Here is a 16,024-nt window from a genome sequence, read left to right as displayed (position 1 = left end):
CTTTCACACGTTATCGTCGGGTTGTGAGCAACCCTCGGCACGGTGAGCAACCCTTTGCACGACAATCAGGTTATGCGCAACCTTTCACACGTTATCATCGGGTTGTGAGCAACCCTCGGCACGGTGAGCACCCCGACGCACGACGAATACCCGACGCACGGCGATCACTACTTCCCTTGCGGGCGGCGCAACACAAGGCTATCCGCAGGATACTGTGCTTTGAGCGAGTCCATGTTGGTTTGTGCCCAGTTGATAAGCGTTTGTTTTTGCTCTTCGGTCAATTTAGCTCCTGAATGCAGTCCAAAATAAGTGTAAGACTCCAGCGGCATTTCTCCTTCTTTAATCATCTCAATGGTTTCCTCAAACTTGTGATTTTGGTACGCCACCGAGCGCGACGTGAAGTTTGAAAAGTTGAGGTGGCGTTTTCCGTCGGTGACGTGGTGATCCAAAAACCAAGCCACAGGCTGAATATTGGAATACCACGGATATTCGGTTTTATTACTGTGACAATCGTCGCACGCTACTTTCAAAAGGCTTTTTACGTCCGCAGGAACGGCGTATTTGGTCGAAACGTCGTAGGTACGGTCATCGGAAATATTTTTCTCAGGTCGGATAAATTGAATGAGAACCAACACAGCGCCCAATCCAATCAAAATTTTATTTTTCATAGTGATACGTAGCTAAATTTTAAACTGTTTTTGCCATCGGCTTGTTTTGCTTCGTAAGCCACAACCAACTGATTTCCAAGAACAATACCAGTTGAATTGGTCGCATTGGTAGCATCGGCTATCCACGTAGTTTCCGACACTTGCCCTTCCGCAATTTTACGATACGCGAGCTGAGTAGGCGTACCTTCGCCTTTGGTTTGCTCCCAAAGCATCACTACCGAATTGGTTCCGCTCGTCAAGGCGGGATTTTTAGCTGACGCATCCGTCAAGACAAAAAACTTTTTCCCTTCTCTTGTCGTCAAACGAATGCCTTTTTCTTGGTCTGAACCCGAAAACCACGCCACTAACTCGCTCTTGCCATAGTTGGTCGAAATCGCCCCACTGTGAGGACAGCCCATAATTTTCCAGTTGTCGTTATAAACAATCGCTGACTTTGAAAACGTAGTCGCATTATCCGTCGAAACCAAACGCGCCATGTCGCGAATGTCATCGTTGTTATCGCGATAAATCACCGTAAATGCTCCGTCCGCATCTACCGATAGGTTGATTGGGCAGCAGTCACACACGACGGCATCCAATAAACGTTCGGGCTGCATAACGCCACCTTTTGAAACCACTAAGCGCAAATCACGTTCTTCGTGTTTGGTGCTATTGGCCACATCCTTCAAATAAGCCACCGCGATTTCATCATTAGGAAGAATCACTGCATCAAAAAAGCCACGAACAATTCCTTGTTTTGGGTCAGAATCCACCGATTGGGGGGCATTCCAAGTGTTTCCACCATCTTTTGAAACACAATACACAATGTTAGAAGAACGTCCTCCGCCGCGCCCCGAAGCAGGTGCAGCCCCAGCTTCTCCGCGATTTGAAAACACAGCAATGAAGCTACCATCCTTTTTAGAAAGCACTTTCGCCCGCATCATTCGGCTATTACCGACACCCGTACCACTAAAGATGGTCTTCTTTTCGGAGAAGGTTTTGCCCTTATCTTTTGAAAAAGCTACGCACAAAGAAGTCATTCCTGCAGCATCTTTTTCGGTCCACGATAGCATCAGCTCTCCTTTGGTCGTTTCGGCCAGCAAGGGCATTGAGTACGTTTTTGTGGGGTCAAGGTCGATGGGGGAAACAGCAAAGTGGGTATTGGTAGGAACCCATGTTGTAAATTCGGGCGTACTTTCACCGTGACAAATAACAATTTCGGAGGAAGTCGGAGTGGCTGTTGGGAAAAAACTTCCCAATACGCCTACCAACACGAGCGGAAGAAATGCGCTTACATTCATCATTTTACTAAAAGGTTTGATTAAAAAGAGTAAGTAGCTAACAATCACTGAAACGAAAGTATTCCTTTTTTGAATGATTCAAAAAAGAACTATACCGATCATTACTTTTGATAGATGGCTTACCGATTTTGCTAGACAAGTTCCTCCTTAGCTCTCTATATCCAATGTTTACGTTTGAAGAAGAACCACATCGCCGCCATCGAAAAGACCATTAGCAACAGCGAAAACCAAAAACCATAGGGATGGCCACTACTCGGCAAAATGGTGTAGTTCATGCCAAAAATACCCGCAATGAGCGTAGGAGGCATAAAGATGATGGTAAAGACCGTAAAAATCTTGATGATTTGGTTTTGTTCGAGGTTGATAAGACCCATAAAGGTATTTTGCAAATACTCCAATCGCTCAAAGTTGAAGGTACTGTATTCCAAAAGTGAACTAATGTCTTTCAACACAATCCGTAAGCGCTCTTTTCTATCATCGGGAAAAAACTGGCTTCGTAAAATTCCCGATAGTACTCGCTGTTTATCAATGATAGTTTCGCGCAAAAGCATGGTATTCTCCTGCATCATGTTGATTTTCAAGAGAATTTCTTGTTTCGCTTTTTGCTCTCGGTTCAGGTCTTTACTTATTGTACTAATATCTCGCGAAAGTCCTTCTAGTACGTCGGCATCGCTTTCAATGCGCGTTTCGAGCAAAAGGAGGAGAATATCAACCCCGTTTTGAAAAGTCTCTTGGCTCACTTTCATTTTCCGAACCGTATCAGCAAAAGTCTTTGAGTCACCATTGCGGTAGGTAAACAGCACTCCTTCCCGAATCAGGAGCGACACGGGGTAAATCGCGTAGCCATCTGCATTGATTTTCAGGAAATTAGAGTTCGCATTGATGGTATCGTTTTGCTCAAAATAGCGCGAACTACTTTCGATTTCCACAATTTCTTGGGGCGTCTGAAAACTAATATCGCACTTCGTCTCGACCCATTCTTCTTCTTCTTGCGTAGGCGACTGCAGGTCTATCCACAAAATTTGCTTCAAATGTCCAATCTCGCGAACGTCGTTTTCGCGTTTGATGTGCTTTCCTTCACGATAAAAAATACGTACCATACCTCACTGCATTTGCGCCAAAGTTAGTGATTTGGTTGATGAAACCTATCCAAACCTTATAGGTTTTGCAAACGCTCGAACGACAAAACCTATAAGGTTTACGCTTGCAAAGCTCATAGGTTTTTATAAAATTGCTCAAATACAAGATTTTTTTTTCAGCAAGATGCAACATCTTTTAAATCAGATTTGTCATTACCATGAAATTACAGCCAATTGGAATCTAAACTATACATAGACAAACACGTCGAACTCGTAGAAAGATGCAGACAAGGCGAGCGCAAGGCGCAGTACGAACTCTATAAGTTGTATTCAAAGTCCATGTTTAACGTCTGTATGCGGGTGGTCAATCACATAGGAGAGGCCGAAGACGTACTGCAAGAGGCATTTTTGGATGCTTTTTGCCACTTACATACGTTCAAGGGGCAGTCCACGTTTGGGGCGTGGCTGAAGCAGATTGTGGTCAACAAAGCCATCAATCACCTCCGCCAACGTAAAATGCAATTGGTTGATATTGAGGGCTACGGCAGCGACGACCAAGACATAGCCGACGATGTTCCCTTCGACGAAGAAGGACTTCAGATGGATGTAGAACGGGTTCGTAAGTGCATTGAGCAGCTCCCCGAAGGTTACCGTGTTGTTTTATCGCTCTATTTGTTTGAGGGATACGACCACGAAGAAATCGGCGAAATCCTCGGTATCAGCGAAAGCACCTCGCGTACTCAGTACATGCGGGGAAAGAAAAAATTATTAGAAATGTTACGCCCTCTTTGAGTTTCTTAAAAAAGACACACCGTTTTAGAAAAAAAGAGCCGCGTTAAATACCAAAGAAGATGAAAGACAAATTGCAACGATTCGTAAGAGACAACCGAGAGGCGTTTGATGTATATGAACCTTCCGACGACCTTTGGAATCGGTTGAACCAACAACTACCAGCCGAAGAAGCGCCCAAAGTTGTCGCAGAAGTTACCCCGCCAGTAAGTGCGCCTAATCCTTTTAAACAGGCTTGGCGAAACCTCAACTGGCGCATTGCGGCCTCCATTGCCTTGGTGATTGGCCTTGGGTGGGTTGGATACCGTGTCAATCAAAATTACGGTATTACAGAAGCTCCCGAAGTAGCCCTTAGCAATCCAACGTTTGCCAAACAAGTCAGTCAATACACCCAATTGATTGATACCAAACGAGATGAGCTTCGCCAAATGACCGAAAGTAACCCTAATTTGTATAAAGAATTTGCCGTAGAACTGGATCAGCTTGAGCGCTCATACCAAAACCTGAAATCCGACCTTCCGAAGAACCCCAACCAAGAAGTGGTGATTCAGGCCATGATTCAGAACCTACAGTGGCAGATTGATTTATTAAACCAACAGTTGGACATCATCCAACGCATCAAAAACAAGAACAACCATGCAAACGATAAAATCATGTAATTGGCAGTTAGTAAATACCTTTTTGGTAGCTTTCTGTCTGTTTTCGGCCTTTGGAGCAACGGCTCACGAATGGGGTACCATCGAAAAGAAAAAATCGGTGATTAAGATTTACGATACTTCGTCCAAAGACAATTTATCGCTCGACAATCAGTTTGGGCAGGTAAAAGTGAACCTTTGGGACAAAAACGAAATACGGATTGATATTCACATTGTAGCTAACTCAAGCAGCGACGACCGCGCCCAAGAATACCTCGACGGCGTAGTGATTGAAGACAAACGGGAAGGCAACCAAATCAATGTCCGCACAATTATCAACAAATCGAACAACTCAAACGGCTGGAGCTGGAAAAACAACAACAACGAAAAGAATTTTGTGCAAATCGACTATAACGTGTCGATGCCAAAAAACACGCCTTTGACAGTTAAAAATCGTTTTGGAAATACTAACATCCCTACGTTCAAAGCGCCGTTGGTAGTCGTTTCTAAGTACGGCACTTTTATGGCCAACGATTTGGTAGGTAGCAAAAATGACATTGACGTATCGTACGGTAAAGCGGAAATTCAGCAAATCACCAACGGCAACCTCGATATTTCGTATTCGACCCTCGAACTCGAAAAAGCCGAGAATATCACGCTCAACAACAAGTTTGGCAAAATGAAAATCGGCGAAGTAGAAACCCTCGATGGCCAAATCAGCTATTCGGGTGGACGTATCGGTACACTCAAAGGTTCGAGCAAAATTAAGCTTAGTTTCTCAGGCGGCTTCCGCATCGACCAACTGACGCAATCGGCTGATAACGTGGACATTTTGGCCAACTATTCGTCGGTAGTGATTCCAATGGAAAACAACGAATGTAACTTTGACGTGACCGTAAGCTACGGCGGCTTCAAATACCCCAACGACCGCAAAGTATCGTTCACTCAAAACGACGACGAACGCAAAGACAACGAGCGCCATAGCCCAAAAATGACCAAGCAATACGTCGGTAAAATTGGAACGGGCAAAGGCACCAGAGTGAAAATTGTCTCAAAATACGGCGAAGTAAGTCTTCGATAATCGTAAATTGGCTTAAAATATAACCCCCGTGCTTGCCAAGCGCGGGGGTTTATTATATGTATGATTATATTAAATAGCCAAACAAACGTTTTAGGGCATTTACTTTAACATAATTCATTGACTTTGAACGAATAACGGCTAACGCTTTCCCCCCTACTCCTCCACAAAATCCAAATTCCGACCAAAGGTTTCATCGGTTTTGTAAATCGCTATTAGCGCTAATCCGTAGCAAAGTACTCCCAACAAAGCGGCTCCACCTAGCGCTCCAAAAGAAGGTTTTAACCCTTGAAAAGCCAGCGTCATTGGGATAGCCATTCCTCGCACCACGCTCGGTACCGAAGTGGTCGCTGTGGCGCGAAGGTTGGTACCGTACAGCTCGGCAACCATCATCAAGTACAAACCAATGTAGCCCGTACAGATGCCCGCCAAGAAGCAAATCACGTAGAGCATATTGGCCGACTTAGCCCCTCCGTACAGGTAAACTCCAACAAAAATTACCCCAATGAAGAGCAAAAATAAAATGGCTTTGCGCCGCGATTGTAGCCAGTGACTCAGCGGCCCGCTGAAGAAGTCGCCCGCCGTAAGACCGAAGTAGATAAACATCACACACTTACCAGGCGAAATTCCTTCTTCGATGCCTAAAGCTTTCCCAAATTCGTTGCCAAATGTCCCTAATATTCCCACCACAAACCAAGTCGGGACGCCGATGAGCACGCAACGGAAATACTTGACCAGCCTCGGCCAACTGCTAAAAAAGTACAAATAGTTGCCTCGGGAGACCTTCGTTTCTTTCAGTTGCAAAAACAGTCCCGACTCAAACACGCTAATTCGCAACAGCAGCAGCAATAAACCCATGCCCCCGCCCACCATGTAGGCCGTTCGCCACGTAAACCATTCTTGGGTCAGGTAGGCAGCACCCGCCCCCAAATACCCAATCCCCGCCACCAACGTAGGCCCAAGGCTGCGAATTTCTTTGGGAACAATTTCGGTCACAAGCGTCATGGCCGCCCCAATTTCCCCCGAAAGCCCCACTCCTGCTACAAAACGAAGCAACGCGTACAGATTGGGATCTTCAACAAAACCACAGGCAATGTTGGCCAACGAATACGTGATGATAGACCCAAACAAAACCGACAAGCGGCCGCGTTTATCGCCCCAAATTCCCCACAATATCCCGCCTACCAACAAACCCGCTTGCTGACAGTTGAAGATAAACGTTCCAATTTTAGAAACTTCGGCTTCCGAATAGCCCAGTGATTGAAGACTTGGAACGCGTACGATACTGAAAATCAGCAAATCGTACACGTCCACAAAAAAACCAAGCGCCGACACAATGACGGGCAAGGTAAAAAGAGCACGGTATTTCATCCTCTTTAGATTTCTACAAAGTCAAGGTCTTTGCCGTGGGTTTCGGGAACGGTGAGGGTAGAGTAAAACCCTAACGCATAGCTCAAAATCCCTACCAACGTACCCGCTCCGATAACGCCCAATTGAGGAACGGTGAGCGTAAACCAACCAAAAACATCCAATGAGCCCGTTTTGAAACCCGCAAACAGCGTAGTCATCAAAATCACCATTCCGCGTACCATGTTGGGAACAGTCGTAGCAGCCGTTGCCCGAAGGTTTGTGCCAAATTGCTCGGCTCCAATGGTCACAAACATGGCCCAGTAGCCAATGCCAAAGCCCATCAACAAACAAAGGGTATAAAGCATGGTCGAAGATTGTACGCCCGCAAACAAATAAACAATGCTAAACACGCCAGAAAACGCCATCAGTAACGCCACGGCTTTTTTACGCGAATGGAAATAGTGGCTAATAAATCCGCTGGCCAAGTCGCCCCCTGCCAATCCCACGTAGCACCACATAATCGCCAACCCTGGTTTGATGGGTTCGGTGATGCCTAAAGCTTTGCCAAATTCGTTACTGAAAGTCGCCAAAATTCCAATCACAAACCACGTTGGAAGGCCAATTCCGATACATTTCATGTAGCGTACAAAGCGTTCCCAGTTGGTAAAAAACGAGAGAAAATCGCCCTTAGCGACGTGTTTTTGACTGGAGACTTCCGTAAACATTCCTGATTCAATGACGCCCACGCGAAGCAAAAGAAGGCCAAACCCTAGCCCACCGCCTACAAAGTAAGCAATGCGCCAGTCGCCAAATATCTCGACCGTAAAATAGGCCACTACTGCGCCTAAAAGGCCAATTCCCGCCACCAACGACGTTCCAATGGCACGAAGTTCTTTGGGTAAAATTTCGGACACAAGCGTGATTCCCGCACCCAATTCTCCCGCCAATCCAATGCCCGCAATAAAGCGTAAGTATTTGTACAACTCAGTGGCTGGCAAAAACGAGGTATCTTGGATAAATCCACAAAGTACGTTGGCAATGGAGTAAGTAATAATGGAACCAAACAACACCGAAAGGCGGCCGCGTTTGTCGCCCAATACTCCCCAAATGATTCCGCCAAGCAACAAACCGCCCATTTGCCAGTTGATGATGGAGGCTCCCACGGCCGACACTTCTTGCTCACTCAAACCCAAATCTTTGAGGCTAGGCACGCGTACAATTCCAAATAATAGTAAATCGTAAATATCAACGAAGTAGCCTAGTGCGGCCACAATAACAGGAAGCCCAAAAAGGGTATTTTGGTTAGAAGATTTAGGCATTGAGTAGATGTAGGTTATGGTTTTTCTGCAATAATAGCAAAAATATGCTCCCAAAACTTCTTATGCCAATTTTGCGGTGTTATAATTAGCCCCAATGGGTAATAATTGTCCTGCTACGCTCACTTCATAACGGTCGAATCGCTCAACTTTACTTTTTGCTACAATGTACGACCGATGAATCCGCACAAACTGCTCGACAGGAAGCAAACCTTCCGCCTCACTCATCGTCATGCGAGAAGCAATTTTTTGAGTTTTAGTAACAAAAACAACGTAGTTGCCGCCCGCTTCCAAATACAAAATATCGTCGAGCATTACCCGCACTTGTTCGTAGCCATTTTTCACAAAAATACTTTCGGTGGGCGCGACGGTCACTGGGCGGGCTTTGGCTTCTTCCGAGGCCAATTCGCGCATTTTTAGCGTTTCGTGGGCTCTGTTGCACGCCTTTAAAAATCGGCTCAACGCAAAGGGTTTCAACAAGTAATCAACAGCATCAAAATCGTAGCTCTGCACGGCATGTTCGGCGTAGGCAGTGGTGAAAATCACTAGCGGTGGATTGGGCAAGGCCCGCAAAAACTCCAGTCCCGAAATGTCAGGCATTTTTATGTCCAAAAAAATCAAGTCCACCGATTGCTTTTGCAGAAAATCCAGCGCCTCAAACGCATCCTGAAAAGTAGCTTTTAGCTCCAAAAAAGGAACTTTCTGGGCAAATACCCGCACTATGTCTAGCGCTTTGGGTTCGTCGTCGATGGCAATGGCAATCATGGGTTTTGAATTAAAGTGTTGTTGGTTGCTCACAACCAACAAGCATACGCGCAACTTTTTTATTTCTCGGGCGTCGGTCAGGTTGTGAGCAACCTGACTCACGGTAAAAGTGTTGCTCACAACCTGACGCACGGTGGTTGGGGTTGCTCACAACCCCAACATTCCACGCAAAAATCAGCTTTTTACGTGGATGTTCTAAAAATATGGGACAAACCACCTTACAAATGGGATAAACTCAGCTTTGCCCGATGAGCGAAAAGAACGCTTGTCGGTAGCTATCCGAAATCGGAATGATCGCTTCTCCCAGCCGAATACGGTCTTTTTCAATCGAATCAATCTTCGCAATTGCTACCATGTACGACTTATGCACCCGACACAAAAGGCTCGGCGGCAGCTCTTGTTCAAACTCAGCGAAGGTCTGCAACGTCATAATTTTTTGCGTAGGCGTATGAATCCTTCGGTAGTTGCCCATGCCTTCAATAAACAGTATTTCGTCCAGCATGAGCTTTTCGAGGCGGTATTCGGTTTTGACAAAAATAAACGGCCTTGAATTTTGAGGCTCCGACTTGGGCAATAAACTTTGTGCTCGGTCAACGGCTTGAACAAAACGCTCAAACGTGTAAGGCTTCAGTAAATAATCGGCGATTTTGAGGTCAAAACCTTTGAGGGCGTACTCATGGTAGGCTGTCGTCAGAATAACTTGCCCTTTCAGCGAAACACTTTCTAACAACTGAATGCCTGAAAAATCGCCTAAATGAATATCCAGAAAGACAATATCAACTGGGTTATTTTTCAAGTAACTCAATGCCTCCAACGCGCTCTCGAACGTTGCTTTTAGACTCAGGAAAGGCAATTTTTGTACGTAACCTTGGGCGCGTTCGAGCGCCAAAGGCTCGTCTTCGACAATGATACAGCTATGCTTCATGACGACTGATTTGTAACCTTACCCGATAGTCTTCTTCAGAACTGACAATAGCTAGTTGGTGGCGGTTGGGGTACAGCAAAGATAATCGTCTTTTGATAAGTTCGTTGCCCAAACCGCCGTATTCGGTGGTACTGGGTTGTAATCGACGTTTGTTAACACATTCAAACACAATGGTTTCGGGGAATACCTGCACCAAAACGTCGATTACATTGCCTTGCTTTCGCGCATCGGCATGTTTAAAGGCATTTTCCACAAAAGGAATCAACACCATCGGGGCAATGGTGGCCTCGCCTACCACTCCTTCTACTCGAAAACGGGCAAAATCAGGATTAGATGTTCTGATTTTTTGCAGCGCAACGTATTTTTCCAAATAGCCCAACTCTCGGCTCAACGGTATTTCTTCCGCTTTGGTTTCGTAGAGCATAAACCGCATGATGTCAGAGAGCTGATTGAGATAAGCGGACGCCTGCGGGGCATTCTTGACGATGAGGACGTCGATGTTGTTTAGGGTATTAAACAAAAAATGAGGGCTTAATTGCGACTTTACCAAAGCCAGTTCCATGTCAAAATTCTTCTGCATCAATTCTTCTTTCAGTTTGAGTTCGGCGTACCAGCGCATAAACCCCCGCATAATCAGCGCCACCGCTCCGTTGAGAACCGCAATAATCGTAATGATCACCAACAACGACAAAGTAGTCCGAAGTCCTTCATGAAACACGCCTGGGCCGACTTTGAATGAGTACAATACTGACATTACGGCCTCACTGATAAGCCCACAGCCCGTAGCCGTGAGTAAGCCGACGACAAATAACAATACGATTTTTCGACGCATCAAAAAGAGGTCGAACAGCAGAAAATAAAAACTATAAAAACCCAAAAACGCGGGCAAAATGGCAAAGGTGCTGAAGAAAACGTGAAACCGCCACTGGTAAAAAAAAGGTTGCCCTTTGATGGGCGAGCCAAGTTGAAGGCATACCAATATCAACGAGAGCAACAGCAAGTACAGCACCCAGTACCCAAAATGCAATGAAATCACTACGCCTCGCTTCATGTGGTTATGCGTCTTATTTTGAAAGAATACTCGTCCTAGCTTTTATCTTTTTTGGCCAAATAAAAGAAATAACTCAGGATTGTAAAGACGAAAAAATACCCCAGCGCCCATTTCGAAAAGGCATCAACGGTCAATGTACCCATTTTTGCCCCACGTAGGCTAAAAAAATAATAGGAGCAATAACTGTACGGCAGCCAGTGTCCATGCTCCCATTCGATGCCAATCAAAGAAGCCAATAACAACCCGATTCCTGCCCCTAATGGTACCAAGAAATTTTTGAATTGAAGGCTAACTAAGTATTGAAAGCCCACAATAGGCAAACAATTTATCCAAAAATGTCCGCTTGTTTTTAGATACATTTCCCACGGGAACGCCTGTTTGGGCAGCGAAATCCCCCGCACCAAGGGCGGAAGTATCCCCGACAAATACATCCCGAGGTTGAACAATATAAAAAATTGAACAAGCATGGTTAGCAACACGCCCAACTTGGCCACAAAAATCGTCGTGTAGCTTTGCGGGGTTGTGTGGAGCTGCTTCCACGTATTGTTTCGGAACTCCATTTGGGTCAGCAAGCTCGTGGCCAGTACAAGTCCCATTGGTAGCATCAAAATAGCCATAAATTGCCAACTTTGGCTCAATACTTCCTCCCAATACGTGGGGGCAAGTACCGCTTTTTTTAATTTTTCGGGATACAGCACCCGCGCCCAAAAGAGAATAAACGGAATAAAAAAACCGCCAAGCACGACCAACCATGCGGCCAAACTTCGCTTGGTTTTGAGCCATTCGCTCTGATAACTTGCGACAAACGTTGTCATGTTTTGGGGAAGATTAGGGGTGAGTTAACGTCATAAAAATGCTTTCTAAATCGCTTTCGACGGTGCTGATTTCGTACACATCGAGCTGATGCTGTACCAATGCCCGGTTTAGTTGGGCAATTTCCGAACGAGCCAACAACGGCAGTACGATTTTGCCCTGCTCCTGCCTTGCGTCCAGCCCTTGGGCTATCAGACGCTCAACGGCTTCGGCATTATTGCTCGTATCCAGCCGTATTCCTCCCGCAGTCTGCTGCCGTTGCATCAATTCGCCCAACGACCCCTCAAACAGCATTTTCCCGTGGTTGATGATGCCTACCTCCGTTACCAATTTTTCAATTTCGGACAGCAAGTGGCTCGAAATCAAAATCGTAATTCCGTGTTCTTTGTTGAGGCGTTTGAGCAATTCCCGCATTTCCACCATTCCGCTCGGATCCAAACCATTGGTAGGTTCGTCGAGCACCAACACCGACGGGCTGTGCAGCAAGGCCGTGGCAATGCCAAGGCGCTGTTTCATCCCGAGCGAAAATTGTCCTGCTTTTTTGGTACCTGTTTGCCCCAATCCTACCAATTCCAATACTTCCTGAATCCGCGCTTTGGGACAGGCATAGAGTTTTTGCCAAACGCTGAGGTTTTCCGTAGCCGTGAGTTGGCTATAAAGGGAAGGCGACTCAATCAACGAGCCGATTTTGGACAAAACAGGCAGTCGGTGGGGGGCAAACTCCTCCCCAAAGACCTTAATCTGCCCTTGTTGTTTTTTTAATAAGCCCAAAATGAGCTTGAGTGTAGTGGTTTTTCCCGCACCGTTGGGACCTAAAAAACCGTAGATACTCCCTTCTTTCACTCGAAGGTTGACACGATGAAGCTCGTTGCCCTGTCGGGAGTACTGGTACGACAACTCTCTGGTTTCGATACAATACATGGCTGTTGATAGATAAACGTTTTGAATTTCGATGTCAAAAATCGAAGTTCAAGTGCTTTCTATCAATTCTATTACGTGAATCAGCCCAATTTGTACGTGAATTTGGGAAATAACGGGGTCAGTGCCGTAGCTTAGTTTTTACCTAAGTTCAACGCTGCCTTGGCGCGGTCGTAGAAACCTGTACTGCGAAAAGTAAAGGTTTTGTGCAAAATGAAGTTGCTCACAAAGCTAAAGCCCATCCCTACCAACGTTGAGGTAGCTTCGGTGACGTTGATTTCGTTAAATTTTTTGGGAGTCCAACTAAATGGAATGGCAATAATATAGTTATTGGGATTAACCGAGTGAAAAAGATTTAATGTTAGAGTAGCAAAACCAACAGTAATAGCGTACGAAATAATAACAACTATCCCAAACTTTATCATTTCACGCTTAGTCTTGCTGGTGTTTCTAGCATCGAAAGCAAACATTTTGGTCAGTACAAATCCAACAAATGCAGAAACGATGTAACCCAAAGAAACAGAAGTCGAATATTCTGTATAATTTCTAAAAAAGCTTCCCGTTACAATTTGTACAGCGGCCCCAGTTCCTGCAACAAAAAAATATACGACGAGGTCTTTTATGTTAAATAGAGTAGTTTTCTTCTTCACAAGTGTGCGTAGTAAGTGAGCAAAATAAACGCATTTTTGACAGCCCCCCAAAAATAAACTAGGGTTTTTATCAAATAGCCTCTTACACAGAAAGCGCTCGGTAGCAAACCGAGCGCTTTCAAGGGTATTTTTAAGACCAATTACTTCTTCTTTTTGGCGGGCGGCGGAGGTGGTGGTGGAGGCGTTCCTGCTGCTTTAGGAGCAATGGGAGCCACGGCCTTCACCGCAGATGCGGGCGTGCGAACGGCACGTGGTGCGCGAGGAGTACGGACCACTTTCGCACGAAACTCGACTGGGGGCGGCGGAGGCGGGAACAAATTATTCAACTCATTCGAGTAGCGTTCCATTTCCTGCGAAAACTTCTCGTTCACCGCTTCCAACTTACGTTGTTGTTCTTCCAATTCCTCGATGGGCTTGCGGGCGGTCTTTTCTTGCTCCGACAATTCAGCCATCTGCTTGTTCAACTGCTGCATCTGGCTTTCAAATTGTTTCACCTGCTCTTCGTACTGCACCAATGCCTTTTCAATCTGTTCGTCCGATAGCTTTTTGGCCGCATTTTCTTGGTGAAGCAACTGGCTACGTTTGTCCAAGAGTTGACTACGTTCGTTCGAGGCTTTGTTCTTTTTCCATTCGAGCACTTCTCGCTTGCGCTCCACTTCGTTTACCTGAAACTCGTACTGCTCCATCTTTAGGCGCAGCTCGTTCATTTTGTGCATCTGTGGCTCCATCAATCGGTGAAGGCTGTCTATTTGGCGGTGGTAATACGCCATTTTGGCCTCGTCTATTTTGGCTTCAAATGCGCTGCCTACCTCTACCCATTTTCCATTGACTAGAATGGAGTCGGCTAGTTCAACTTCTGACAATGCCTCAACAGGCTCAATCACATCTTCTACTGCTTCCATGATCTCTATGTTATCCAACGAAATGTTGCCCAAAGCAGACAAGCCCGTTGACAATCCGTCTTCAACCTCCGTAATCCGAGACAATATAGCCCTAAAATCAGCTTGTTTAATATCACTAAGCGCTACCGTTCCCTCTGCCAATTGCTCTTTTAGCTGTTGTAACTCCGCCACTTGCTTTGACGATAAAAAACGATTTTTCCATTTTACTTTGGTCAACTTGCCTTGTTCATCCATCACAAATTGCATGTCTTTCAAGGTATGGCTGGTGTTTCTAAGTTTGGCGTCTTTTTTGGGCTTATCCTGCGGCTGAAAAGCATACACAGAAACACCTACCACCAAAAGTAACACCAACAACAATCCGCTCGCGTTTAACCGTTGCTGCGGCTTTTCAGTCACGCCCAATACTCTTTTAACACGGTGCAGCATGGCTCCTTTTTTGTTGGCAAAAGCCATCGCTAACGCGGGAGTGGAACGGTAAGCGGCCACTTCGGCTAGGGCTTTGGCCATTGCCATTTTATCGCCACAAACGGCAACGGCAATGTCGTCGCAGCAGTGTTCCCGCTCTTGACGAACGCGCCCCGACAACCACCATAACGCAGGGTGGAAAAAGTAAACCACTTCGACCAACGATTGGAGTAAGTTGACCAAATAATCGTAACGCTTCACGTGGGCTAGTTCGTGGGCCAAAACTGCCTCAATTTGCTTGGGGCTCAAGCCCGTGACCAAGCCAACGGGCAAAAGCACGACGGGTTTCACAAATCCAATCACCATGGGCGTATTGACACGCACCGACTCAAACAAATGTACGTTTTGACGAATGCGCAACGTACCCAACACCCGACGAAACAATGACTGCACACTAGGCTCAGTCAGTTGAATACCTTCGGCTTTGAGTTGTTGCACATACACCCAGCTCCCCACCAAACGTACCAATAATACCGAAGCACCGATGCCCCAAAATAACACAATGGTATCCAAATGCAGTTGGAGAAACAGTAACACTTCTTTGTACCAAGGCAAGGCTACTTTGGCATAGGTCATGCCAGAGGCCCAATAACGTTGCGTATGAAGCGTTGTCAATGAGGACGTAGCAACGGCGTTTACTGGCTGGTAATAAAATACAAAGGTCGCCACCGAAACAAGGACTTGGGCAGCTAATCCGCTGATGCCTACCCAATACTTTGCCACGCTGGAGCGCTTACGCAGCGCAAACAATGCAACTGCGGCAAGGAGAACTACCACTCCCCCTTGCCAAAGAGAGTGAAGCAATGTCCATCCCAAAGCCGAGGTGATGGGTTCGGAGAAAAAAGTGGTCGTTTTCATGGCTGTTGTTCGATTTGGTCTAAGAGTTTACGAATTTCATCCAGTTCGGCAGGGGTGGTTTTATGCGAACCAAGTGCTTGCATGACCAGCTTGCTGGCCGACCCCCGAAAGGCCGTACCTACAAATCGTTCCAAAAGCGTTGCTTGGGTTTCTTCTTCGCTCACGTTGGCTTCATATACGTGCGAACGAGCGTCTTCTACCCGCGTCAGTAGCCCCTTTTCGTACATGATTTGCATTAATTTGAGGGTAGTGGTGTAACCCACGTCGCGGTTTTCGGTCAAACGCTCGTTGACCTGCCGCACCGTACAAGGGCCTTCTTGCCAAAGCACTTGTAAGATTTCAAGTTCGGAGTCTGTTGGTTTCATGGTTTTTGTCAAAATTTTTGTCGTGCCGATACACTTTTTTGTCATGCCGACGAAGGAGGCATCTACCACCTACGAATAATTTCGTAGCAAACATATACGAAACGCTTCGTATTACCA

The 16,024-nt window shown here is 46.0% G+C and carries 16 protein-coding genes; 3 read left to right on the top strand and 13 right to left on the bottom strand.

The features are described 5' to 3' along the window. Positions 1–167: 167 nt before the first annotated feature. The 3 genes from K339_RS0113685 to corA all read right to left on the bottom strand — a co-directional run bounded on the left by K339_RS0113685 (position 168) and on the right by corA (position 3,048). Entirely contained in the window at positions 168–668 is a 501-nt protein-coding gene (locus tag K339_RS0113685) for a heme-binding domain-containing protein (RefSeq protein ID WP_028524098.1), read from the bottom strand. Beyond that, entirely contained in the window at positions 665–1,951 is a 1,287-nt protein-coding gene (locus K339_RS0113680; protein WP_028524097.1) for a sialidase family protein, read from the bottom strand. The genes K339_RS0113685 and K339_RS0113680 overlap by 4 nt, the downstream gene beginning before the upstream one ends. A gap of 152 nt (positions 1,952–2,103) precedes the next feature. Beyond that, the gene (gene corA / locus K339_RS0113675) at positions 2,104–3,048 is read right to left on the bottom strand and encodes a magnesium/cobalt transporter CorA (protein WP_028524096.1); all 945 of its coding nucleotides are present in this window, start codon (positions 3,046–3,048) and stop codon (positions 2,104–2,106) included. Between the two features lie 213 nt (positions 3,049–3,261). Between corA and K339_RS0113670 the strand changes: the two genes are divergently transcribed. Genes K339_RS0113670 through K339_RS0113660 form a run of 3 tightly spaced genes read left to right on the top strand, consistent with a single transcriptional unit; the run spans position 3,262 to position 5,532 of the window. Further along, positions 3,262–3,819: an RNA polymerase sigma factor gene (locus K339_RS0113670; RefSeq protein WP_028524095.1), complete on the top strand. Its 558-nt coding sequence runs from the start codon at positions 3,262–3,264 to the stop codon at positions 3,817–3,819. Positions 3,820–3,878: 59 nt separating this feature from the next. Next, positions 3,879–4,475 carry a mediator of RNA polymerase II transcription subunit 16 family protein gene (locus tag K339_RS0113665; RefSeq protein WP_028524094.1) on the top strand — a complete coding sequence of 199 codons (597 nt, stop codon included), beginning with the start codon at positions 3,879–3,881 and terminating at the stop codon, positions 4,473–4,475. Then, on the top strand, positions 4,453–5,532 hold the full coding sequence (locus K339_RS0113660; RefSeq protein WP_028524093.1) for a hypothetical protein: 1,080 nt from the start codon (positions 4,453–4,455) through the stop codon (positions 5,530–5,532). Before K339_RS0113665 ends, K339_RS0113660 begins: the two co-directional genes overlap by 23 nt. A 153-nt stretch (positions 5,533–5,685) precedes the next feature. On the opposite strand, the gene K339_RS0113655 is transcribed toward K339_RS0113660, so the two are convergent. From K339_RS0113655 to K339_RS0113610, 10 genes are all read right to left on the bottom strand, one after another. Beyond that, a complete protein-coding gene (locus K339_RS0113655) occupies positions 5,686–6,900 on the bottom strand; it encodes an MFS transporter (protein ID WP_028524092.1) in 1,215 nt (404 codons plus the stop codon). A gap of 5 nt (positions 6,901–6,905) precedes the next feature. Further along, complete coding sequence (locus K339_RS0113650; protein WP_028524091.1) at positions 6,906–8,198, bottom strand: MFS transporter; 1,293 nt, start codon at positions 8,196–8,198, stop codon at positions 6,906–6,908. A 60-nt stretch (positions 8,199–8,258) separates the two neighbouring features. Further along, complete coding sequence (locus tag K339_RS0113645; protein WP_028524090.1) at positions 8,259–8,960, bottom strand: LytR/AlgR family response regulator transcription factor; 702 nt, start codon at positions 8,958–8,960, stop codon at positions 8,259–8,261. Between the two features lie 235 nt (positions 8,961–9,195). Beyond that, positions 9,196–9,885, bottom strand: coding sequence for a LytR/AlgR family response regulator transcription factor (locus K339_RS0113640; RefSeq protein WP_028524089.1), 690 nt, complete (start codon positions 9,883–9,885; stop codon positions 9,196–9,198). Next, positions 9,875–10,936 (bottom strand): sensor histidine kinase, encoded by a 1,062-nt coding sequence (locus K339_RS0113635; protein ID WP_028524088.1) that lies wholly within the window; start codon positions 10,934–10,936, stop codon positions 9,875–9,877. The genes K339_RS0113640 and K339_RS0113635 overlap by 11 nt, the downstream gene beginning before the upstream one ends. Before the next feature lie 35 nt (positions 10,937–10,971). Further along, positions 10,972–11,751: an ABC transporter permease gene (locus K339_RS0113630; protein ID WP_028524087.1), complete on the bottom strand. Its 780-nt coding sequence runs from the start codon at positions 11,749–11,751 to the stop codon at positions 10,972–10,974. Positions 11,752–11,764: 13 nt separating this feature from the next. Continuing rightward, positions 11,765–12,670, bottom strand: a complete 906-nt coding sequence (locus K339_RS0113625; protein ID WP_028524086.1) for an ATP-binding cassette domain-containing protein — start codon at positions 12,668–12,670, stop codon at positions 11,765–11,767. Positions 12,671–12,801: 131 nt separating this feature from the next. Beyond that, the gene (locus K339_RS0113620; RefSeq protein ID WP_037300332.1) at positions 12,802–13,317 is read right to left on the bottom strand and encodes a GtrA family protein; all 516 of its coding nucleotides are present in this window, start codon (positions 13,315–13,317) and stop codon (positions 12,802–12,804) included. A gap of 140 nt (positions 13,318–13,457) precedes the next feature. Further along, positions 13,458–15,542 carry a M56 family metallopeptidase gene (locus K339_RS35950; protein WP_051397998.1) on the bottom strand — a complete coding sequence of 695 codons (2,085 nt, stop codon included), beginning with the start codon at positions 15,540–15,542 and terminating at the stop codon, positions 13,458–13,460. Further along, positions 15,539–15,907: a BlaI/MecI/CopY family transcriptional regulator gene (locus K339_RS0113610; protein ID WP_028524084.1), complete on the bottom strand. Its 369-nt coding sequence runs from the start codon at positions 15,905–15,907 to the stop codon at positions 15,539–15,541. The genes K339_RS35950 and K339_RS0113610 overlap by 4 nt, the downstream gene beginning before the upstream one ends. Positions 15,908–16,024 lie beyond the last annotated feature (117 nt).

The organism is Runella limosa DSM 17973 (assembly GCF_000482465.1).
Lineage (GTDB): Bacteria > Bacteroidota > Bacteroidia > Cytophagales > Spirosomataceae > Runella > Runella limosa.
The sequence above is the reverse complement of the archived record's forward strand: the minus strand, read 5'-3'. Positions and strand labels throughout refer to the sequence as shown.

Bases quoted from the DNA above. Each gene is read 5' to 3' on its own strand.
- K339_RS0113685 (WP_028524098.1), bottom strand. From the start codon at position 668: ATGAAAAATAAAATTTTGATTGGATTGGGCGCTGTGTTGGTTCTCATT.
- K339_RS0113680 (WP_028524097.1), bottom strand. From the start codon at position 1,951: ATGATGAATGTAAGCGCATTTCTTCCGCTCGTGTTGGTAGGCGTATTG.
- corA (WP_028524096.1), bottom strand. From the start codon at position 3,048: ATGGTACGTATTTTTTATCGTGAAGGAAAGCACATCAAACGCGAAAAC.
- K339_RS0113665 (WP_028524094.1), top strand. From the start codon at position 3,879: ATGAAAGACAAATTGCAACGATTCGTAAGAGACAACCGAGAGGCGTTT.
- K339_RS0113660 (WP_028524093.1), top strand. From the start codon at position 4,453: ATGCAAACGATAAAATCATGTAATTGGCAGTTAGTAAATACCTTTTTG.
- K339_RS0113655 (WP_028524092.1), bottom strand. From the start codon at position 6,900: ATGAAATACCGTGCTCTTTTTACCTTGCCCGTCATTGTGTCGGCGCTT.
- K339_RS0113650 (WP_028524091.1), bottom strand. From the start codon at position 8,198: ATGCCTAAATCTTCTAACCAAAATACCCTTTTTGGGCTTCCTGTTATT.
- K339_RS0113645 (WP_028524090.1), bottom strand. From the start codon at position 8,960: ATGATTGCCATTGCCATCGACGACGAACCCAAAGCGCTAGACATAGTG.
- K339_RS0113640 (WP_028524089.1), bottom strand. From the start codon at position 9,885: ATGAAGCATAGCTGTATCATTGTCGAAGACGAGCCTTTGGCGCTCGAA.
- K339_RS0113635 (WP_028524088.1), bottom strand. From the start codon at position 10,936: ATGAAGCGAGGCGTAGTGATTTCATTGCATTTTGGGTACTGGGTGCTG.
- K339_RS0113630 (WP_028524087.1), bottom strand. From the start codon at position 11,751: ATGACAACGTTTGTCGCAAGTTATCAGAGCGAATGGCTCAAAACCAAG.
- K339_RS0113625 (WP_028524086.1), bottom strand. From the start codon at position 12,670: ATGTATTGTATCGAAACCAGAGAGTTGTCGTACCAGTACTCCCGACAG.
- K339_RS35950 (WP_051397998.1), bottom strand. From the start codon at position 15,542: ATGAAAACGACCACTTTTTTCTCCGAACCCATCACCTCGGCTTTGGGA.
- K339_RS0113610 (WP_028524084.1), bottom strand. From the start codon at position 15,907: ATGAAACCAACAGACTCCGAACTTGAAATCTTACAAGTGCTTTGGCAA.